Annotated in this window: 17 protein-coding genes and 1 pseudogene; 1 reads left to right on the top strand and 17 read right to left on the bottom strand. The window is 63.2% G+C overall.

Annotated features, from left to right (window positions below; translation table 11 throughout):
* The 16 genes and pseudogenes from ACY69P_RS02785 to mraZ all read right to left on the bottom strand — a co-directional run.
* Window positions 1-488 (bottom strand): annotated as a pseudogene (locus tag ACY69P_RS02785) (hypothetical protein); the annotation flags it as partial.
* 134 nt (window positions 489-622) lie between these two features.
* Window positions 623-1,963 carry a cell division protein FtsZ gene (gene ftsZ / locus ACY69P_RS02780; RefSeq protein ID WP_459898371.1) on the bottom strand — a complete coding sequence of 447 codons (1,341 nt, stop codon included), beginning with the start codon at window positions 1,961-1,963 and terminating at the stop codon, window positions 623-625.
* A 63-nt stretch (window positions 1,964-2,026) separates the two neighbouring features.
* Window positions 2,027-3,253, bottom strand: coding sequence for a cell division protein FtsA (ftsA, locus tag ACY69P_RS02775; protein ID WP_462326501.1), 1,227 nt, complete (start codon window positions 3,251-3,253; stop codon window positions 2,027-2,029).
* 44 nt (window positions 3,254-3,297) lie between these two features.
* Window positions 3,298-3,981 (bottom strand): cell division protein FtsQ/DivIB, encoded by a 684-nt coding sequence (locus ACY69P_RS02770; RefSeq protein ID WP_459898369.1) that lies wholly within the window; start codon window positions 3,979-3,981, stop codon window positions 3,298-3,300.
* Between the two features lie 122 nt (window positions 3,982-4,103).
* A complete protein-coding gene (gene murB / locus ACY69P_RS02765; protein WP_459898367.1) occupies window positions 4,104-4,988 on the bottom strand; it encodes a UDP-N-acetylmuramate dehydrogenase in 885 nt (294 codons plus the stop codon).
* A 16-nt stretch (window positions 4,989-5,004) separates the two neighbouring features.
* On the bottom strand, window positions 5,005-6,375 hold the full coding sequence (murC, locus tag ACY69P_RS02760; protein ID WP_462326500.1) for a UDP-N-acetylmuramate--L-alanine ligase: 1,371 nt from the start codon (window positions 6,373-6,375) through the stop codon (window positions 5,005-5,007).
* A gap of 45 nt (window positions 6,376-6,420) precedes the next feature.
* On the bottom strand, window positions 6,421-7,497 hold the full coding sequence (gene murG, locus ACY69P_RS02755; protein WP_462326502.1) for an undecaprenyldiphospho-muramoylpentapeptide beta-N-acetylglucosaminyltransferase: 1,077 nt from the start codon (window positions 7,495-7,497) through the stop codon (window positions 6,421-6,423).
* 2 nt (window positions 7,498-7,499) lie between these two features.
* Entirely contained in the window at window positions 7,500-8,636 is a 1,137-nt protein-coding gene (gene ftsW, locus ACY69P_RS02750) for a putative lipid II flippase FtsW (RefSeq protein ID WP_462326499.1), read from the bottom strand.
* Window positions 8,637-8,639: 3 nt separating this feature from the next.
* Entirely contained in the window at window positions 8,640-9,941 is a 1,302-nt protein-coding gene (gene murD, locus ACY69P_RS02745; protein WP_462326498.1) for a UDP-N-acetylmuramoyl-L-alanine--D-glutamate ligase, read from the bottom strand.
* A gap of 6 nt (window positions 9,942-9,947) precedes the next feature.
* Window positions 9,948-11,024 carry a phospho-N-acetylmuramoyl-pentapeptide-transferase gene (gene mraY / locus ACY69P_RS02740; protein WP_462326497.1) on the bottom strand — a complete coding sequence of 359 codons (1,077 nt, stop codon included), beginning with the start codon at window positions 11,022-11,024 and terminating at the stop codon, window positions 9,948-9,950.
* A complete protein-coding gene (locus ACY69P_RS02735; protein WP_459900078.1) occupies window positions 11,021-12,415 on the bottom strand; it encodes a UDP-N-acetylmuramoyl-tripeptide--D-alanyl-D-alanine ligase in 1,395 nt (464 codons plus the stop codon). Before ACY69P_RS02735 ends, mraY begins: the two co-directional genes overlap by 4 nt.
* 2 nt (window positions 12,416-12,417) lie before the next feature.
* Window positions 12,418-13,857, bottom strand: coding sequence for a UDP-N-acetylmuramoyl-L-alanyl-D-glutamate--2,6-diaminopimelate ligase (locus ACY69P_RS02730; RefSeq protein ID WP_404845939.1), 1,440 nt, complete (start codon window positions 13,855-13,857; stop codon window positions 12,418-12,420).
* A gap of 7 nt (window positions 13,858-13,864) precedes the next feature.
* Window positions 13,865-15,838, bottom strand: a complete 1,974-nt coding sequence (locus tag ACY69P_RS02725) for a penicillin-binding transpeptidase domain-containing protein (protein ID WP_462326496.1) — start codon at window positions 15,836-15,838, stop codon at window positions 13,865-13,867.
* The gene (locus tag ACY69P_RS02720) at window positions 15,838-16,155 is read right to left on the bottom strand and encodes a hypothetical protein (protein WP_459898354.1); all 318 of its coding nucleotides are present in this window, start codon (window positions 16,153-16,155) and stop codon (window positions 15,838-15,840) included. Before ACY69P_RS02720 ends, ACY69P_RS02725 begins: the two co-directional genes overlap by 1 nt.
* Window positions 16,152-17,135, bottom strand: a complete 984-nt coding sequence (rsmH, locus tag ACY69P_RS02715; protein WP_459898352.1) for a 16S rRNA (cytosine(1402)-N(4))-methyltransferase RsmH — start codon at window positions 17,133-17,135, stop codon at window positions 16,152-16,154. Before rsmH ends, ACY69P_RS02720 begins: the two co-directional genes overlap by 4 nt.
* A gap of 21 nt (window positions 17,136-17,156) precedes the next feature.
* A complete protein-coding gene (mraZ, locus tag ACY69P_RS02710) occupies window positions 17,157-17,612 on the bottom strand; it encodes a division/cell wall cluster transcriptional repressor MraZ (RefSeq protein ID WP_404846053.1) in 456 nt (151 codons plus the stop codon).
* Between the two features lie 466 nt (window positions 17,613-18,078).
* On the opposite strand from mraZ, the gene ACY69P_RS02705 reads away from it, so the two are divergent.
* A complete protein-coding gene (locus ACY69P_RS02705) occupies window positions 18,079-19,134 on the top strand; it encodes an HD-GYP domain-containing protein (protein WP_462326495.1) in 1,056 nt (351 codons plus the stop codon).
* A 664-nt stretch (window positions 19,135-19,798) separates the two neighbouring features.
* Here ACY69P_RS02705 and ACY69P_RS02700 read toward each other — a convergent pair.
* The coding region (locus tag ACY69P_RS02700) for an AAA family ATPase (protein ID WP_462326494.1) at window positions 19,799-21,243 on the bottom strand (1,445 nt) is incomplete at its 5' end.

Below are 21,243 nucleotides of genomic sequence, written 5' to 3'. Positions count from 1 at the left end.
TCCTCGTTGTCGATTTCGTATTCAAAGCGCCTGAGGGCCTCGTCCTGCGTGGTGATGGCGTACGGACGCCCCACGCGCATGCGGGACAGGGGGAAGGCCTTGTCGCACAGGGCGGAGAGATTGTGGATATCGAGCGGGGAGAGCCAATCCCCGAGGAGCGCCGTCGCGGTCTGGCCGCTTTTGACGGTGGCCTTGATAACCTCGCACACCGGCGCCGGCTTGGGAGCTGGCGCGTCCGCCACGGGCGGGGGAGTGGCGGCATCATGTTTGGCGGAGCATCCACCTGCGGTGGTTTCCGCCGTTTCGGTGCTGCCGTCAGTGTGCGCCGTTTGCGCCACACGTTCGGGAGAACCGCCGCTTTGCGGGGAAAGGGCTACGGTCACCAGCACAAAGCAGGCGGCCACAGCAAGGAAGGCGGCGGCGAAGATACGCTTTTTCCGAACGCGCTTCGGATCGGCAAAGATGTTCTTGCGAGGTTTCCGTCTCAAATCCGTTCAGTCTCCATATGACGCAGGATGCCCCGTCCCCCGCCGCAGCGGGGGTGTGAAGCCCGGAGGCCGGAAAACACTGCGGGGAATACACACAGCTTCCGGGCCTCACCGGGGAGGATACCCATAGTTGCTTAGTCGGCCTGAGCCCTCAGGAATGCGGGAGTTTCGAAGTCATCTTCGTCAAAGACGAAATCCTCCGTTCCCTGCGATCCCACCTGCGGGTTGGTGCCAGCGCCCTGCCCCCGCTTGCCACGGCGGAGGTATGTCGGCGTCTGGAGGTCCGGGTCGTTCTTGGCGAACTGTTCCGCACGGCGGAGCCTGTCCTCGCGGGACAGGGTCTTGGGCGTGGTCATGTTCTGCTGCTGTGGCTGGGCCGGCTGGGGCGCGTTCTGCCCGTGGTGGGCACCTGCCGCGCCGCTCCCACCGCCGCCGGTGCGCATGCTCTTGGCCGAACCGCCCTGCATGCCCTTGAGCATGGACAACGCGTCGCCGTTGCCGGAAACAGGCACCTGCTGCTTGGTCTCTATGCCGGTGGCGATGACGGTGATGCGCATCTCGTCGCTGGCTTCCTGCTCGAAGACGGTACCGAAGTAGATACGGGCGTCCTCGTGCGCGGCCTCGGAGATGGTGCTTGCGGCCTCGGCCACTTCGTCAATGGCAAGGTCCGGTCCGCAGGTGATGTTCATCAGCACGCCGCGGGCACCGTCGATGGAGACGTCCTCAAGCAGCGGGCTGGTGATGGCCTTCATGGCGGCCTCGCGGGCGCGGGACTCGCCGCGCGCAATGCCGGTGCCCATCATGGCAAGGCCGGACTCGGCCATGACGGCCTTCACGTCGGCAAAGTCGAGGTTGATAAGGCCGGGAACCATGATGAGATCGGAAATACCCTTCACGGCGTAGTAGAGCACCTCGTCAGCCTTCTTGAGCATGTCAAGGAAGGTGGCCTTCTTGGACGCCAGCGACAGCAGCCTGTCGTTGGGGATGGTGATGAGGCTGTCCACGTTGTCCGAGAGGTTCTTAATCCCCCGTTCGGCGCTTTCCAGACGGCGCTTGCCCTCAAAGTAGAAGGGCTTGGTCACCACGCCAACGGTCAGGGCGCCCATTTCCTTGGCCACCTCGGCAATGACGGGAGCCGCACCGGTACCGGTGCCGCCGCCCATACCGGCGGTGACAAAGACCATGTCCGCGCCCATGAGGCTCTCGCGAATCTGGTCGATGCTCTCTGTGGCGGCTTCGCGGCCCACTTCGGGGTCCGCGCCTGCGCCAAGGCCCTTGGTCAGCTTTTCGCCGAGTTGAATCTTGAACTCGGCGCGGGACTTGTTCAGGGCCTGAACGTCCGTGTTTGCGGCAATGAAGGTGACGCCCTTCAAGGCCGAATTGATCATGTTGTTGACAGCGTTACCGCCGCCGCCACCCGCGCCGACGACTTTTATTTTCGCCGCGCTTTCGTTTTCAAGTTCCAAATAATCCATGCGTATCCTCCTTCCTTCCCCAAGGGTGAGCCCGCCTTTGGCATGACGGGCGCAAAATCCCCGCTATTTCACATCTATGAACCATTTCCGCATCTTCCCCAAGATGCGGTTGAACATCCCTTCATCCCGCATGCTGAAGTTCTGCCCCGTGCCTTCCTTTTCGGCTCCGTACTGGAGCAGGCCGGCTGCGGTGGCGTACATGGGGCTGTTGACCACATCGCGCAGGCCGCCGATTTCTCGGGGGTAGCCGATGCGTGTGGGCATGTTGAATATCTGTTCGCCCAGTTCCTGAACGCCTTCGATGAGGGCCGTGCCGCCCGTGAGGACGACGCCGGCGCCAAGCTTGTCCTTGAAGCCGGAGCGGGCCAGTTCCTGCTCCACGAGGGCGAGGACTTCCTCCACGCGCGGCTCGCAGATGTCGGCCAGCACCTGCCGCGACAGGCGACGCGGTTCGCGGTCGCCAACGCTTGGCACTTCGATGAACTCATCGCCGGGCACCAGTTCGGCCAGCGCGCAGCCGTAGCGGATTTTAATCTGTTCCGCTGCGGCCATGGGGGTACGCAGGCCAAAGGCAATATCATTGGTCAGGTTCGCCCCGCCAAGGGCAAGAACCGACGTGTGTTTAATGGAATCCTCGGAGATGATGGCCACATCCGTGGTCCCTCCGCCGATATCCACAAGGGCGACGCCAATCTCGCGCTCCTCTTCGGTGAGCACGGACTTGGACGACGCCAAAGCTTCCAGCACGATGTCCGCCACATCCAGCCCCGACCGATGGCAGGAGCGCACGATGTTCTGGGCGGAGGTTGCCGCGCCGGTGACGATGTGCACTTTCACTTCCAGCCGCACACCAGCCATACCCACCGGGTCGTGAATGCCGCGCTGGTCATCCACGATGTATTGTTGCGGCAGGATATGCAGCACTTCGCGGTCAAGGGGGATGGCAACGGCCTTGGCTGCGTCGATGACGCGTTCGACATCGCGCTGGGCGACTTCGCCTCCCTTGACGGCGATAACGCCGTGGCTGTTGAAGCCCTTGATGTGACTTCCCGCGATGCCCGCATACACCGAGCGGATGTCGCATCCAGCCATCAGTTCGGCCTCTTCGAGGGCCTTTTTGATGGACTGGACGGTCTGCTCGATGTTCACGACGACACCCTTGCGCAGTCCGTGGGACGGGCTGGTGCCGATACCAACGACATCGACACCATCGGGGGTCAGCTCGCCGACCACCGCGCAAATCTTGGTGGTGCCGACATCCAGACCGACTATGAGTTCTGACTTGGCCATGCCGTTCTCCTTCCGTATGTCTCCCGCACATGGCGGGACAGGCTCTAGGCCCGGACGAAAACCTTGCCGCCGACGACGCGTATGACGTCAACGTTCGGCGCTTCACCGCGCCGCACAAGGTCGTTCCAGACCAGGCCCAACCTGTGCATATTCCTTTTCCAGCCTTCGCGTTCCACAACCAGCGTGAGCGAAGGGTCGTCAAAAATCATTTTCACGGAGCGCGTGCCCACGTGGATGAAGCTGGCTGCCTGCGCAGTCACCGGCACCCCCGTGTGCACCACCGCCTGCAGAAACTCGGGCAGGATGTCCACGTCCTCCTCGGCTCCCTCGGCGATGTCCAGAAGCGGCAGCGGCACCAACCGGTCCGCGCCCACTTTGTCGATGACCTCGCCCTGCGCGTCCACGTACGCCAGCCCTTCCACGGTACGAATCCAGTAGGCCGGGTGGCGTTCCTCAATGGTGATGCGCAGTTGTCCGGGCAAAATGCGCCGGACCATCACCACCTTGGTCCATGGGTGGGCAAAGACGCTTTCCTCGATGTCCGGCAGCTTCAGCTCAAGGACGTTGTCCCCAAGTTCGGCTCCGGACAGGTCCACCACTTCCTCGGGCGTCAGGCGCGTGCAGCCCACCACTTCGATGGACCGCAGGGCAAAGAAGGGGCTGGTGGTCACCCACCGAAAGCCCACAAGCAGCCCAAGGCTGATGGTGCCGACAAGCACCGCTCCCATCAGTATGACAAAGAACCAGACAACGGCCTTTCCCGGGCGTATCCGGGTTCCCCCTGTCCGCCGGGGACGATTTCTGCCGTTTCTGCCCGCTGCGCGCCTCGTGTGGACAGCGCGCGCAGCGCTCATGGGATGACCTTCACTTCCAGCTCAAGGTCTATCCCGTGTGTGCGGGATACGGCGCTCTGCGCCTCCGCAATGAGGGCAAGGGCGTCGGCGCTGGTCCCGCCACCCGTGTTCACCAAAAAGTTTGCGTGCCGCTCGGAGAACGCCATGCCGCCAAGCTGGCGTCCGCGGAATCCCGCTTCATCCAGCAGCCGGCCGGCAGAGTTGGCCTGCGGATTCTTGAACACGCATCCGGCGCTCCATGCCTCCAGCGGCTGGGACGCGCGTTTGGTGTTCATGGTCTCGGCCATACGGGACTTAATGGCCTCGCGGCTGTCCTCCTTGAGGTCCACCTCCACACCCATGACGAGGAACCACTCGTCCACGGTGCGCGGGGCAAAGTGGCGGTAGCCGGTCAGCACATCCTCGCGGTCCGCCCAGCGCAGGCCGCAGCACGGGGAAAACAGCAGAACCCGCCGCATAACGCGGCTCATGTCCGTGCCGTAGGATCCGGCGTTCATGGCCACTGCGCCGCCGATGGTGCCGGGGATGCCCGAAAGCCCTTCCATACCGGCAAGGCCCTTGGACGCCACCCATGACAGGAAGGCAGGCAGGCCCATTCCTGCATCGGCGCACACGGTAACCCGGTCGCCGGAAAAACCGACGATCTCCGGCTTTGCCGGCTCGGGCACGCGGACAAGAGCAAGGGGGAGCTCGCCGTCGCGGGCAAGCAGGTTGGAGCCTTTGCCCAACATGAGCGGCGGCACACCCAGCTTTTCCAGCGCTCCGGGCAGCTCATCCAGATCGTTGACATGCCCGACAACGATCTCTGCCGTGGCGGTGCCGCCAAGGCGAAGCGTGGTGCGCTGCTGCATGCTCGGTCCCGGAAGAACCTTGAGTCCCATTGTTCCCTCTCGTCTGCTATCCTTTAGAGCCGTCAAGCCACTGCGTGCCGATGGTCCAGATATTCCCAGCGCCCAGCGTCAGCAGCACATCACCGGGACGGAGCGTCTCCGGCAGTGCGCCCGACAGGGCGTCGAAATCCTCAAAGAACTGCACATCCGTCTCCGACACCTGCCGGATGCCCTGCGCAAGACTCTGCCCGCTCACGCCGGGAATCGGCTTCTCGCTTGCGGGGTATATCTCGGTGAGCATCAATGTGTCTACCTGGCTGAATGCCTTGCAGAATTCTCCAAACAGGGCCTGCGTGCGTGTGAAGCGGTGCGGCTGAAAGGCCACAACCAGCCTGCGGTCCGGGTAGCACTGGCGCGCGGTGTCGAGGGTCGCCATGATTTCCGTGGGATGATGGCCGTAATCGTCCACCACCAACACGCCGTCGCGTTCGCCCTTGCGCTCGAACCGGCGGCCAACACCGCCGAAATTGGCCAGGCCGCGGATGATGGCGTCCTTGGACAGGCCAGCCTCAATGGACACGCCAATGGCGCCAAGGGCGTTCAACACGTTGTGGTGGCCGGGCTGACCAAGCACCACTTCGCCCCAGTATTCGCCCTCAAAGTAGACGTCGAAGCAGCTTTCGGCCTCGCACTCCTTGATGACGCCGCGCAACTGGCAGTCCTCGCCAAGGCCATAGACCATCACCGGACGCTTGATGCGGGGGAGAATCTCGCGCACCACCGGGTTGTCGCCACAGACCACGTTCATGCCGTAGAACGGCACCTTGTTCATGAAGCTGACAAAGCTCTCGCGGATGGCGTCCATGTCCGCGTAAAAATCCATGTGGTCCATGTCGATATTGGTGACCACGGTGACAATGGGCGCAAGGCACAGGAACGAGCCGTCGGACTCGTCGGCCTCGGCCACAAGGTATTCGCCCTCGCCCAGCAGCGCGTTGGAGCCGAAGGTGTTGAGCATGCCGCCAATGATGACGGTGGGGTCCAGCTTCGCTTCGGTAAAGATGGTGGCCAGCAGCGATGTGGTGGTGGTCTTGCCGTGGGTTCCGGCCACGGCGATGCCCTGCTTCAGGCGCATCAGCTCCGCCAGCATCTCCGCGCGGGGGATGACGGCAATGCCCTGACGGCGGGCTTCCACAACCTCCGGGTTGTCCTCGCTGACGGCGGTGGACTTCACCAGCACATCGGCGTCGCCGAGGTGCTCTGCGGCGTGGCCCTGATGCACGGTTGCGCCAAGGCTTTTCAGGCGCTGCGTTACGGCATTGTCCGCAAGGTCAGAGCCTGCGACCTCGTAGCCGAGGTTGATGAGCACTTCGGCGATGCCGTTCATGCCGGACCCGCCGATGCCGACCATATGGATTTTCTTAATTTTGTTCTTCATGCAGCCACTTGTATCGTTTCCGGGGTGGTCCCCGTTATGCATGCTTTATGCGTTGATCATTGCCTCGATCTCGTCGACCAGTTTCCCGGCCGCCTGCGGCGCGCCAAGGGCTCGTGCCGCCTCGGACATACGGGCCAAGCGGCCCGGCTCCTGAAAAATGTCGTCCAGCCGCGCGGCAAGGTCCGTCCCTTCCAGCTCTGCCTGCGGCAGCAGCACCGCCGCGCCGGCCTTTTCCAGAAATCCCGCATTCACGGTCTGGTGGTCGTGCGTGGCGTGGGGGAACGGCACAAGAATGCTGGGCTTGCCCGCCACCGCCAGCTCCGCAACCGTGGTCGCGCCGGAGCGGCACAGGACGATGTCCGCCCAGTCGTAGGCCTCGCGCATGTCGCGGATAAACGGCTCCACGCGGAAGAGGCCCGCGCCGTCGCCCTCAAGGGCGCTTTTCACGCGTTCGTGGTCCGCGTCGCCCGTCTGGTGCCACAGCTCAATGCCTTTTTCACGCAGGTGCGGCAGGCTGGCGATAACGGCGTCGTTCAGCGCCCGCGCGCCAAGGCTGCCGCCCACCACCAAAACGCGGCGCGTTCCGGCTTCCTCCACGGTTTTGTCCGCGAGGCCGCGGATGACTTCGCGCACGGGGTTGCCTGTCTCCACGGTTTTGTCCGGGGCAAAGGCGCCCCGCTCGTCCGGGAAGCTCACAAACACCCGCTTGGTAAAGCGCGACAGGAACCTGTTGGCCGCACCGGGCACGCTGTTTTGTTCGTGCACGGCGCAGGGCACCCCGCGCAGGCGCGCGGCCAGCACCGGGGCAAAGCAGGCGTACCCGCCAAAGCCGATGACGGCCTGCGGGCCAAAGCGCCCAAGGATGCCAAGGGCGCGCAACACCGCGCCGCCCATGACGGCCAGCGCGCCCACAGCCTTGATGCCGCGCCCGAGGATGCCCCGGACCGGCAGGCCGATGAAGTCCAGTCCCGCGTCCTGCGCAAACTGGGACTCGCGGCCATAGCGCCCGCCGACAAAGAGGATGCGCACGTCCGGATTACGGCGGCGCAGCTCCTCGGCCACGGCGAGGGCTGGAAATATGTGTCCACCGGTTCCCCCGGTGGTCAGGATGACGCGTTCAATCATCAATTCTTTCTCCGCGACAGGTTCAGCAGCATGCCGACGCAGATGCAGGTCACAAACAGGCTGGAGCCGCCGTAGCTGATAAAGGGCATGGGCACGCCCTTGGGCGGCGCAGCGCCAAGAACAACGGCCATATTCATCACCGCGCCCATGGCGAGGATGAGCACCATGCCAAGGGCGGTGAACCTATCCTGCGCATCCTCCTGCGCGCAGGCCACGGCAAAGCCGCGCCAAATGAGCGTCCCCATGATGACGAAGACCAGCGAGACGCCGAGAAAGCCCAGCTCCTCGCCCACCACGGCCATGATGAAGTCGTTGTGCGCTTCGGGCAGGAAGAGGAGCTTCTGCTTGCCTGCACCAAGGCCAACGCCCGTCCAGCCGCCGGAGCCAAAGGCGTAGAGCGACTGCACAAGCTGATACCCTGAATCCTGTGCATTCTCAAAGGGGTGCAAAAAGGCCGTCAACCGCTTGACGCGGTACGGCTCGCGGATGACCAGCATCCACGCGCAGCCCGCCGCCAGCAGGACGGAGGACCCGAGGTACACGAGGCTCGTCCCGCCTACAAGGCTCATAAGAAAAAGAATTCCGCACAGAAACACGGCCCCGCCGAAATCCGGCTGCAGCAGAAGCAGCAGACACAACGTGCCCGTGACAAAAACCGGGGGCACAAACCCCACGCTGAAGGTTTTGACGAGGTCCTGCTTGTGGCTGAAAAAATAGGCCAAGTAGAACACAAGGGCGATTTTGCTGAACTCCAGCGGCTGCAGGGACAGCCCGCCAAAGCGCAGCCAGCGCCGCGCGCCGCCCGCCTCCACCCCAAGTGGCGTCAGCGTCAGCAGGATGAGGGCCATGGCGCCAAACAGCCACAGGTAGGTCAGCTTGTAGAACACCTTGCGCGAGGTGAAAAAGCACACCGTCATCACCCCAAGGCCCGCCAGCGTAAACAGCGCCTGCTTGCGGAAAAAGATGTAGGGGTCGCCCAGCTGCCGCCCGGCCATCACGCCCGAGGCGCTCATGACCATGACCATGCCCGTGCACAGCAGCATCAGCGCGGCGGAGAGCAGCACATAATCAAAGCGCTGTCCCTGCCCCTTCTCCCGCTGGTTGCCGGGTGCGGTCTTTGCGGCGGCTTTCGCCATGTTCTACAGCTCCTCTTCCAACAGGTTGAATATGCGGCGGAAGTCGTCGCCGCGTTCACCGTAGTTGTTGTACAGGTCATAGCTGGCCGTGGCCGGAGACAGCAGCATCACGTCGCCGGATTCCGCCCATGTCATCAGGCGGCGCACCGCGCCCTCCATGTCGCGCTCCCATGCCAGCGGCACATTGCCCGCCCATGCCTGCTCAAAGATGTGGCGGCTGTCGCCAAACAGGCACACCGCGCGCACCTTGCGCCGCAACAGCGGAGCCAGCGCCTTAAGGTCGCCGCCCTTGTACTTGCCGCCGGCCAGCAGCAACACAGGCTGTTCAAAGGCCTCCAGCGCGGCCTTGAGGGACGCCACGGTCGTCGCCTTGGAATCATTCACAAAGGTGACGCCCGCATGCTCGCCCACCCGCTCAAGGCGGTGGGGGTGCGGCTCAAACGTCGCAAGGGCCTCGCGCATATCGCGCTCGTTGACGCCAAAGCGCCGCAGCGCCTGATACGCGGCCTCCATGTTCGCCTGATTGTGCGCGCCGGGGAGCCTGTCGCACTCAAAGCGGTCCGTCGACTCGAAAAACCGCACCCGCGCGGCGGTGAAGCTGTATTCCTCCAGCTTTTCGCGCATGTCCGCAGGCACAATGGCGAGGTCCTCATCAGTCATGAAGGCGAACAGATTCAGCTTGGCGCGCAGGTACTCGTCCATGTCCGCGTGGTAGTCCTGATGGTCCTCGGTAAGGTTCAGGAGCACCGCTACTTCGGGGCGAAAGGACGTACAGTTCTGCGCCTGAAAGCTGGACACTTCCAGCACCAGCGCGTCAGCTTCGCGTCCGGAGAGCACATGCTCGGACAGGGGCGTGCCGATGTTGCCGCCCTCGAAGACCGACAGGCCCATATGGCGCAGCACGTGGGCGCACAGGGCCGTGGTTGTGGTCTTGCCGTTGGTGCCCGTAATGGCCAAAACGCGGCCGCTGGCGTAGCGCCCGGCCAGTTCCAGCTCGGACATGACCTCCGGGGCCACATCCATGGGGAACAGCGCGCGGATTTTACGTGCGGGCACGCCCGGAGACAGCACCACCGTGTCTGCGCCGTCAAAATAGTCCGGCTTGTGAGGGCCAAAGCGCAGGGCAATGCCCTCGCCCTCCAGCTGCGCACGCTGGGCGTCGTCCAGCGCGTTCTCGTTGGTATCCAGAAGCGTGACGTCCGCGCCAAGGGCGCGCACAAGGCGGGCCGCACTGCGGCCGGAGGTTCCCGCGCCCACCACAACGGCCCGGTTGCCTGTCATTGTCTGCTCAAGCTGCGTCTGCATGACCGGCTACCTCAGCTTCAGGGTTGAAAGGGCAAAAAGGCCCAGCAGGATGGACAGAATCCAGAACCGGGTGATGATCTTGGATTCCGGAATGCCCTTCAGCTCAAAGTGGTGGTGCAGCGGCGCCATGCGGAAGATGCGCTTGCCGCCCGTGAACTTGAAGTACCCCACCTGCAGGATGACCGAGAACGTCTCAATGACGAACAGCCCGCCAACGATGACCAGCACCAGCTCGTGCTTGCACAGCACGGCGATGAAGCCGAGGGTCGCGCCGATGGACAGCGAGCCCACATCGCCCATAAACACCTGCGCCGGGTAGGCGTTGAACCACAAAAACCCAAGCCCCGCGCCAACTAGCGCTCCGCAGAACACCGTCACTTCGCCCATTCCGGCCATGTAGGAAATCTGCAAATACTTGGCGATTTCCGAGTGGCCGGACACATAGACGAACACCGCAAAGCACGCGCCCGCCACAATGCTGGGGCCAATGGCAAGGCCATCAAGGCCGTCGGTCAGGTTCACGGCGTTGGACGAGCCAACAATAACCAGCACAGCAAAGGGCAGGTAGAACCACCCAAGGTCAGGGCGCAGGCCCTTGAAGAAGGGAAACGCGAGGTGCGTGTCATAGGCGGGCTGCTGGATGAGAAAGAACATGGCAATGCCCGCAACCAGCAGCTGCAGGGACATTTTGCCAAGGGCGGAAAGGCCCTTGTTCTGCTTTTTCACCACCTTGAGGTAGTCGTCGATGAAGCCGATGGCTCCAAAGCCCGTAAACACAAACACCGCCAGCCACACATACACATTGGTCAAATCCGCCCACAAAAACACCGCCGTGAGCAGGGAAAAACCAAGGAGCAGGCCGCCCATGGTGGGCGTTCCTTCCTTGCACATATGTGCGGAAACATCCTCATGGATATGCTGGCCGCACTTGATGCGCTTGAGCAGGCGGATAAAGGCGGGCCCGATGACAATGGTCAGCAGCAGCGCCGTCAGCAGCGCCCAGACGCTCCGGAACGTGATGTACCGGAACACGTTAAACAGGCTTATATCGCTGGAAAGCGGGTAAAGCAGATTATAGATCATGCTGTGCTCTCTTTACTGAGCCAGTCCGACAGGGACTGGACATAACGTTCCATTTGCGTAGAGCGCGAGCCCTTGAACAGGACCACGCCTCCGTCAAGGCCGAGGGCGTCAAAGGCTTCGGGAAAAGCCTCCGGCGAGGACAGGCGGACAAACCGGCCCGGCCACTCGCCATTGCCAAGGCCCGCGGCCACATCTTCGGCGTGTTCGCCTTCATAGAACACCGCTTGCGCCGGGGTCGCCGCAATGGCGCGCCCAAGCTCGCGGTGCAGGTCCGCCGCGGTGTCGCCCAGCTCGCGCATCGCCCCAAGGACGAGAACGAGGGGGGCGCTTCCGGCCATATCCGCCGCGCTGTCAACGGCGCGGTGCATGGCCAGCGGATTGGCGTTGTAGGCGTCGTCCACAAGGGTCCACCCGCCAACGGGCAGGCAGGCGCTGCGGTGCTCGGGCAGGGCCGCCCTACGCAGGCCGCGCGCAATGTGCTCCGGTCCCGCGCCAAGGTCATGGGCAGCGGTTGCCGCCGCAAGCATGTTCTCGGCCTGATACGCACCGCACAGCGGCATGGTGATGTCCACCCGCTCGCCGTCCAGCACCAGTTCGTACTGCCCGCCCTCCTCGTTATGGCCGAGGTAGCGCGCGCTGAACCGGTCCGACCGGCCCGTGGTGGAAAACCCAACCGTCAAGGCAAAGCGCGATGTCGCGGCCTGCCACAGCTGGGGATAATCCATGCTCACATAGGCGCGCCCGCCTTCCGCCACAAAGTCGAGGAGGTCGGTCTTGCACCGGGCTACGCCGTCAAGGTCGCCCAGCCCTTCCAAGTGCGCGGGACCGATATTGCCGATAACCGCGCGGTCCGGGCGGACAATGGCGCCAAGCTCGTTCATGTCGTGCGGCTGGCTGATGCCAAGCTCCAGCACCCAGAACCGCTCGTCGCCGGTAAAGTCCAGCATGCACATGGGCACGCCGAGCTGATTATTGAAATTCTTGTAGTTGCGCGCCGTCTCGCCCACTTCCGCAAGGATGGATGCCAGCATCTCCTTGACGGTGGTCTTGCCGGCAGAACCGGTCACCGCCACCACGGTGGCGCTGGTCCGGCTGCGCCAGTACGCGCCAAGGCGGCCCAGCGCGGCAAGGGAATCCGTGACCATCAGCACAGGCACCCGGTCCATGATCTCGGGCAGGGGCCGCTCGGCCAGCACGGCAATGGCGCCGCTGGCCACGGCCTGCTCCACAAAGTTATGCCCATCGAACTTGGCACCCGGCAGGCAGACGAACAGGTCTCCGGGCCGGACGGCCCGGCTGTCCGTACGCACCGCCGCAATGTGGCGCTCCTGCAGTGCAGGGTCGATGTCGCCACACGCGTTCATGGCGGCTGCGGCCTGAGCGAGGGTCATGTTCACGACGTGATCTCCCTGACCACCTGCGCGTCGCTAAAGGGCAGACGCGTTCCGCGGATTTCCTGATACGTCTCGTGCCCCTTGCCCGCGATGACCAGCACATCGCCGGAGCGCATCTCGCCAAGGGCGGCGGTGATGGCGCCGCGGCGGTCGGGGTTCTCGATGACGTACTTGCACTTCGACAAACCGGGGCGCACATCATTCATAATGGCGACGGAATTCTCGCTGCGCGGGTTATCCGAAGTCAGCACCGCCACATCGGCGTAGTGGCTGACGGCCTCACCCATGAGCGGACGCTTGGCGCGGTCGCGGTCGCCACCGCAGCCAAACACCACAAACAGGCGCTTAAAATCCAGTTCCTTGACGCTGGAAAGCACGTTCTCCAAAGCGTCCGGCGTGTGCGCGTAGTCCACGAACACATTCAGCCCGCGGCGGTTGTCGATGCGCTCAAGGCGTCCGGGAACGCCACAGAACTTCTCCAGCGCCTTCAGGCGGCGGGGCTTCACGCCAAGGGCAAGGGCCGCGCCCTGCACTGCCAGCAGGTTGGACGCGTTGTGCTTGCCGATAAGCGGGGACTGGAGTTCCCAGCGCTCCTCGCCAAACTTCATGGACAGGTGCACCCCGCGCGAATCGCAGGACACAATGTCGCCCCACAGCCCGCGCGCCTCGCCCGTTGCCGGGTAGTACAGGCCGTAGCCGATGGCGTCGGGACAGCGGTCCAGCAGAATGCGGCCGTAGGGGTCGTCCACGTTGATGACCGTGGTCTTGCCCGCCTTCGGCACGTCGGTGAACAGGCGCGCCTTGGCGTTGAAGTAGGCGTCCATGGTCTTGTGGTAGTCCAGATGGTCCTGCGTGACGTTGGTCAGCACGGCCACGTCGTAGCCAAGGCCCGCCACACGGTCCTGATCAAGGGCGTGGGACGAAACTTCCATGATGACGGTGTCCACACCTGCGGCGGCCATATTGGCCATGATTTCATGCAGTTGCCAGCAGTCCGGCGTGGTCATGGCCGCGTCCAGCGCAAAGCCGGGCCAGCGGTAGTTCACGGTGCCAATAACGCCAACCTTGCGGCCTGCGGCGGCAAGGACGTGCTCCAACATGTATGTGACGGTGGTCTTGCCGTTGGTGCCCGTGATGCCGATAACGGTCTGCCCGTGCTCGGCGGTTTTAAAGTAGGCGGCGGCCAGCTCGCCAAGGGCCTTTCGCGGCTCCTCGTGCTCCACCAGCGTGGCGTCTGCGCCGTCTGGCAGCGTGGTGCCCGGGCGGGCCACAATCCACTTGGCCCCGCGCTCAAGGGCGCTGGGGATAAACGCGGCGCCATCAACACTGGCGCCGGGGGCAGCAACAAAGACCTCGCCAGGGTTCACCTGACGGGAGTCCGACCGTACCATCAGCCCGTCCGAGACAGCCTGGACAAGCGTATTCCATATATTCTTCATGCTCGCATCAACTCCGCCCCTGCGCGTCGGACAGCCACAGGACTGCCCGCCGTGCGTCTTTCCACGGCGTTCCCGGCGCGGGGCTCTGCTTGCCGATGATGTATCCTTTACCGCGGAGGTCCGGCATAACCCCTGCGTTTGCGAAAACTGCGATGCCCTGCCTGAGGGGCATTCCGACAACGTCGGGCACGGCGCGTGCGGCCGCTGCGGCGTCAGTGATGGGAACAGCCTTGCGATGCACTCTACGAGGAAGCGTCCGACCATATGCTGACCCTCCTTTGCCGGCGGCAAAGGCGTTCTTGGCGGCCACGTCGGGCAACTCGCCAAGGTACGCCATAGCGCCGAGCGCAATGTCCCTCACGGCAGGAGCGGCAACCACGCCGCCGTAATGCTGAGGATGCGGTTCGTCAACCATTACCATCACCAGATACTGCGGCGTTTCGGCAGGAAACAGCCCCACGAACGAGGCCAGATACTTGTTGCCGTAGCCGCCGGCGGCCGATGCCTTCTGCGCCGTGCCGGTCTTGCCGCCCACATCCATGCCGTCGATGCGTGCGCGGCGTCCGGTGCCGTCCGCCTCCACCACATCGCGGAGCATACGCAACACCTGCGACGTCACTGTCGAATCAAAAACTTTTTGGCTGGGAGCCTGCGGCGCGGCGTTTTCCACGATGCGCAGCGGCCTCAGTACGCCCCCGTCGGCGATGCACAGGTAGCCCTGCGCCATTTGCAGCGCCGTGGTGGCAATGCCCTGACCAAAGGCGATGGACGCGGTGTCCACCCGCTGCCAGCGGCCCGGGTCGCGCAGGATGCCCCGGCTCTGTCCGGCAAGGGGCATATCAAGGCGTTCGCCAAAGCCAAGGCGGCGCAGATACGTGTAGAACCGCTCCGCGCCAAGCTCCAAGGCAATCTTGGACATGCCGATGTTGGAGGACTTCTTGAGAATGGTCGAGACGGTCAGATCGTCGTAGTCGTGGGTATCGCGGATGGTGACGCCGTCAAGGCGGTAGCGCCCGCCCTCGCAGTCCAGCTTGGTGTCCGGCGCCACAACGCCTTCCTGCAGCGCAGCGGCGATGACAAAGGGCTTGAAGGTGGACCCGGGCTCCAGCGCGTCGAGTGCGATGCGGTTGCGCCAGATGTCCGGCCCGTACTGACCGTAGATATTGGGATTGAAATACGGGTACTGCGCCCAGGCGAGGATGGAGCCGGAGTCGACATCCACCACAAGGCAGGTTCCGGACTTGCCGCTGTAGCGGGTGACGGAGCGCTCAAGGGCGCGTTCGGCCACGGCCTGAATGTCCGCGTCGATGGTGAGGTGCACGTCCTGCCCACGCCCGGAGTCCTCCATGTCGCCATTGAGGTAGAGCATGCGCCCGCGCGCGTCGCGCTGGACGATGGTCTTGGAGCTTTGGCCCGTCAGCGCATCGTTCAGGGACAGCTCAAGGCCCTCCAGCCCGGTGCCGTCCAGGCCGCAAAAGCCCAGAAGCTGACCGGCCAGATGGCCGTTGGGGTAGAGTCTCTTATACTCGGTGACGAGGTGCACGCCGGGAAAGTCCAGCTTATCCACCTCCGCGGCTTCGCGGTCGCTCACCTGCCGCTCCAGCCACACAAAGGGGCGATGGGCGGTGAGGTCCTCGTACAACTGCCGCGAGGAGATGCCAAGCACGCGCGAAAGCTCGCGCGCGGCACGCTGCGGGTCCTCTACATCAAGAGGCCGCGCAAAAACGGAACGGCACTGGACGCTCTGCGCCAGTACACGCCCGCGGCTGTCAAAGATCCGCCCCCGTTCCCCACTAGTGAATTCACTGGCCAGATGCTGCCTGTTGGCCCGCTTGGCGAGGCGCTCGCCATCAAGAATCTGCACCGAGAAGGCGCGCCCCCACAACCCAAGCCAAAAAAGGCCAAACGCCACCCCAACCACGACGAGCCGGATTCGGCACCAGTCGCGCGTTTTGGCATGACGGGGCGAGTAGGCAGCCATCAGGGACGCTCTCCATGTTGCGGTTCATCATGCGCCAGTCCATCGTGCATGCGTCTGATGCGACCGGGCGCGCCCGGCCCAAGGCCAAGTTCGCGCGCCTTACGCCGCAACCTGTGCGGCGAGAGCAGATTATCTCGCTCCACCTCCAGCTTGGAGACCAAGGCCAGCCTCTCGTCCAGCGCATCCTGCTGCTCCTTGAGGCTGTAGGCGAGGTCCATCCGCTCGATGTTGCACCAGACCATCGCAAGGCCAAGAAGCAGGGACGTCAGCAGCAGTGTTGCTGCGGCGGGGCTCCGCCAGTCCCTGAATCCCCTCATCTTCCTGGCTCTTGTTCCTGAAGTTTTTCCGCCACGCGCAGTTTGGCGCTGCGCGAGCGCGAATTCACGGCCAGTTCCTCATCCTTGGCCGTCACGGGTTTGCGGGTCAGAATCTTCACCTGCGGCGAGTGGCCGCATATACACATGACCTGCTCCCTCGGGCACAGGCATCCCTTGGCCTCGCGCTGGAAGAAGCGCTTGACGATCCTGTCCTCAAGGGAATGGAACGAGATGACCGCAAGCCGGGCACCCGGCTTCAGGTACGGCACCACGCGCTCCAAAAAGTCCTCAAGCTCCCGCAGCTCCTGATTGACCTCCATCCGCAGGGCCTGAAAGGTCCTTGTGGCGGGGTGCAGGCGCGACTTGGCGCGCATCTTGGCCGGGTAGGCCCCTTCCACGATGGCGGCCAGCTCAAGGGTGGTTTCGATGGGCTTCTTGGCCCGCGCTTCCTCAATAGCGCGGGCAATGCGCCCACCCATGGGCTCCTCGCCGTAGCGGCCGATGATTTGCTTCAATCGGTCCACGTGGGCGCGGTTGACGATGGCGGATGCGGTTTCGCTGTCCCCCAGCGTGCCCATACGCATATCCAGCGGCCCGTCCTCCAGAAAGCTGAATCCCCGTTCGGGGTCGTCAATCTGCAGGGACGAGACGCCAATGTCGACAAGCGCGCCGTCGAGTTCGTTCCAGCCGAACTCATCCAGCGCGCGCTCAAACTGACTAAAGCGGCAGTGCGCAAAGTGAACCCTGTCGCCAAAGCGGTCCAGCCGCTCCTGCGCAAGGGCAAGTGCCTGTGCGTCGCGGTCGCAGCCGACGACTTCGGCCTCGCCGCCTGCCGCGTCGAGTATGGCCTCGGTATGGCCCCCCATTCCGAGGGTGCCGTCCAGATAGCGGCCACCGGGACGCGGCGCAAGGTGCTCTATCACCTCGTCCCTCAGGACGGGAATGTGCACCTTTGCGGGGTCGTGCTGTTGCTGACCCATAATCATTCTCCCCGCGCGCCTCTACAGCCGCAGTTCGAACCCCTTTTCCGCCAGCGCGGACATGTCGTCGTCAAAGCTCGACTCCATCTCGCGGCGCTTGGCCTCAAAGGTGTCCGTGTTCCATATTTCAAACTTTCTCCCGACTCCGGCGATGACCACGTCCTTCTCCAGCCCCGCGTAGTGCCTAAGATGCGGAGGGATAAGGATGCGCCCCTGCTTATCCAGCTTCACCTCCATAGCGCCGGAGATGAAAAAGCGCTGAAAATTGCGCAGGCGCGAGTCGAGCATATTAATCCGGTTAAAACTCTCTTCGATGCGTTCCCACTCGGGGAGGGGGTAGCCGACGGCGCAGCCGTCAAAATTCGTGAGCATAAGACATTCGCCGGACTCCATATCAGCCGCAGCCGACCGGAATTCCGGAGGAAGCATAAGCCGACCCTTGGGGTCGAGGCTTCTATAGGAATGTCCTCTAAACATGCTCATGGCATACACCCATACCCACCTTTTACCACAAATTACCACCAAACAAGGTGAGCATGTCAAGGGGAAATGCCAGCCATTCACGCCTTTTCGGGAAATGGCCCCGCCTTGCCACACTCCCCGGAGAATTGACCCCAACTGCAAAATGCAGCAAAAAAGCACGGAACGTTGTGCAGAAAATGAGCAAGAACGGGACACTACAGCGATGAAGCGTCACCAGATACGGCGTCGGCCACGCCACGCCGGCCATAAAAGAGACCATTCACACGCAGGGGCGCATCCACAGCGGCTGCATTCCTACCGCTTTGCAAGGATTGACTTCCCCCGCCCCATGCAGGACACTTTTCCGCTGCCCGCAAAATGCGGTGACAAAGCCGCCCCGCGCCGCGTCCCCGCGCAAAAGGGCCTTTTCGCAGGCTTCCTCACACAGGCAAAGTGTGTTATCCACGTGACTTGAGGCCGCTTGAACCTCGACATTCTTGCGGCAAACGTTTCCTACAATCCTGCTTACGAGGTACTGACGCACATGGCTTCACCAAAATCAGGCATTTTGGATAATCTGGACGAGGAATACTACCAGATCACTCCTGAAATCCTGTCCAGCTTTCCCAAGTTTCGTCCGCCGCTCAATATCTACATCCTCAAGGAGGATGTGGCCCAAATCCTCATCTTTAAAAAGACCGGGGAACGCGTGGGCAAAGACGAGCAGGAGAAACTTGCAGAACTTTGCGCGGAGGGCAACATCTTCCTTGCCCGCAGTGACCACCACATCTACTCCAAGCACATCAGTAAACAGCTGGACCTCGTGCTGCAGGACGAGCACCTCAAGGAAGCGGAAATCGCGGAGATTTTCCGTCATGCCCTGACGGACCGCATCAATGAATTCCTTGAGCAGCCGGTGCAGGCCGTGTTTGACAAGCTCTACGGCGATCTGATGGTCCTTACCGAGTACCTGTGGGGCGACCTGAACCGCATCAAGGCCTTTACCCGCCGCCTGCACAAGGAGCACACCCTCGCCCACCACAGCTTCAGCTCCGGCAGTCTGGGACTTTGGCTGTTTGGCAGGGTCTACCCCGGCGGCTTTAACCGCCGCGTGTACGACAAGGTCACCGTTGCCCTGTTCCTGCACGATATGGGCATGTCCAAAATTCCCGCCTTCATCCGCGAGAAGACCAAATCCCTGACGCAGGACGAGCGCAACAAGGTGAACATGCACCCCCTCGTTGGCTCCAAGATGGCCCTCAAATTGGGGCTGAAATACGACGAGATGCAGCAGTGCATCATGGAGCACCACGAGCGCCTTGACGGCTCCGGCTACCCGAACAAAAAATCCGACATTTCGCCCCTTGGCCGCATCTGCGCCATTGCGGACTCCTACTGCGCCATGATTTCCAAGCGTCCCTACGCCGAAGCCATGGAGCCCAAGGACGCCGTGGCCCAGCTCAAGGCCCAAAGCGGCAAGTACGACCAAAAGATCGTCACCTTCCTGCACAGCGCCATCACCATCGGCAAGTGGTAACAGGTGGGAGTGGGAGACGGTGGGAGCGCTCAACGCACCCTCCCTGTGTCCAATTCTATCGGCTCAGCGTGAACAGACGCAACGTACGCCGGGGCATCCGCTTCGGCGTACTGGCCTCATGCAGAATACGCCCAACCGTGGCCTAGGCACCGCCGCAATCCGAAGTGACCGGGACCGCGCTTGACAACGCCGCCCATCAGGCGGGGCCACAGAGGCCACCGCGCAGCAGCGGATAAATCCCGCAAACGCCCTGCCACAGGCCATATTTTCAAAGATCGGCAACGCCGCGCCACGATACGGCAATTCCCCAAAACTGCAAGCGCCCTGACAGTCCACCTGTCCGGGCGCTTTTCGTGTTGGGCGCCCTCCTGCCTGCCGCGTCAACGCCGATTCGAATCTGGCGAGGCGTGACGCGGGGCCACACAAAAAGGTGCCCCGGCGGAGACACTCTCCGCCGGGGCGTGGTTGCTGTCACCCTGTGGGGTGATTCACTCTGTATTTGATAGATGCTTTTCGTTTGCCGCGCGGGGACGAAACGCCGTTGGCCCAAGCAGGCAACGCCGTGTCGCCCTGAGTGAGGCTTCCCACAAGCCAAGCCGCGCAGTCGTCGCCTTTATGGGGCGTACAGACCATACGGAGGCCGGGCGCGCCGCCCGCCACCGCGCTAGCCGATACGCAGGCCGCCTTCGGCGGCATCCACCACCACGTCCTGTCCCTCGCTCACCGTATTGCCGATGATGGCCTTGGCAAGGGGCGTCTCCACGTGGGCCTGCAGGTAGCGGCGCAGGGGGCGCGCGCCAAAGGCAGGCTCGTAGGCCGCGTCGGCGATAAGCGCCTTGGCCGCGTCGGTCAGCGTCAGCGTCATCTTGCGCTCGGCAAGGCGCTGGCGCAGGCCCGTCAGCATCAGTTCAATGATGGCCTTCAACTGCTCGGCCAGCAGCGGCTTGAAGTTCACCACCTCGTCCACACGGTTCAGGAATTCCGGGCGGAAGTGGCCGCGCAGGGTGTCCATCACGCGCTCCTCCACGCCGTCTGCCAGCGAACCGTCCTTCTGGATGCCCTCCAAGAGATACTGGGAGCCGAGGTTGGACGTCATAATGATAATGGTGTTCTTGAAGTCCACCGTACGGCCGTGGCTGTCCGTCAGGCGGCCGTCGTCCAGAATCTGGAGCAGCGTGTTGAACACGTCGGGGTGCGCCTTTTCGATTTCGTCAAAGAGCACCACGGAGTACGGCTTGCGGCGCACGGCTTCGGTCAGCTGGCCGCCCTCGTCGTAGCCGATGTATCCGGGAGGCGCTCCAATAAGGCGCGCCACGGTGTGCTTTTCCATGTATTCGGACATATCCAGCCGGACCATGTTTTCCTCGGTGTCAAAGAGCGCCTGCGCAAGAGTTTTGCACAGTTCGGTCTTGCCCACGCCCGTGGGGCCAAGGAAGATGAACGACCCTATGGGGCGGCTTGGGTCCTTGAGCCCGGCGCGGGCGCGCAGGACGGCGTCCGCCACGGCAGTGACGGCTTGGTCCTGCCCCACCACGCGTTCATGAAGCTGGTCCTCCAGCCGCAGGAGCTTTTCGCGCTCGCCTTCCAAAAGGCGCGCCACGGGGATGCCCGTCCAGCGCGAGATAACCTGCGCCACATCGTCAGGGCCGACCTCCTCGCGCAAGAGGCGCGGGGTTTCGTCACCGTGTTCGCCCTCGTAGGTGGCAAGGCGCTTTTCAAGGTCCGGCAGCGTGGAATATTTCAACTCCGCCGCGCGGTTGTAGTCCAGCGAGCGTTCCGCTTCCTCAATGGCAAGGCGGGTTTTCTCGATGTCCTCCTTGATTTTGCGCACGTCCTCAATGGAACCCTTTTCGCTCTCCCACTGCGCGGTGAGCGAAGCCTGTTCCTCGCGCAGGGCGGCCAGTTCCTTTTCCAGCTTGCGCAGGCGTTCGCGGGATTTCTCGTCCGTCTCGCGGTTCAGGGCCTCGCGCTCAATCTCCAGCTGCATGACCTTGCGGTTGATATGGTCAAGGTCCGCGGGCAGGGAGTCGATTTCCGTACGAATCATGGCCGCGGCCTCGTCGATGAGGTCGATGGCCTTGTCCGGCAGCTGGCGGTCGGTGATGTAGC

The organism is Desulfobaculum sp. (assembly GCF_054921475.1).
This window is presented reverse-complemented; position numbering and strand designations above follow the sequence as displayed.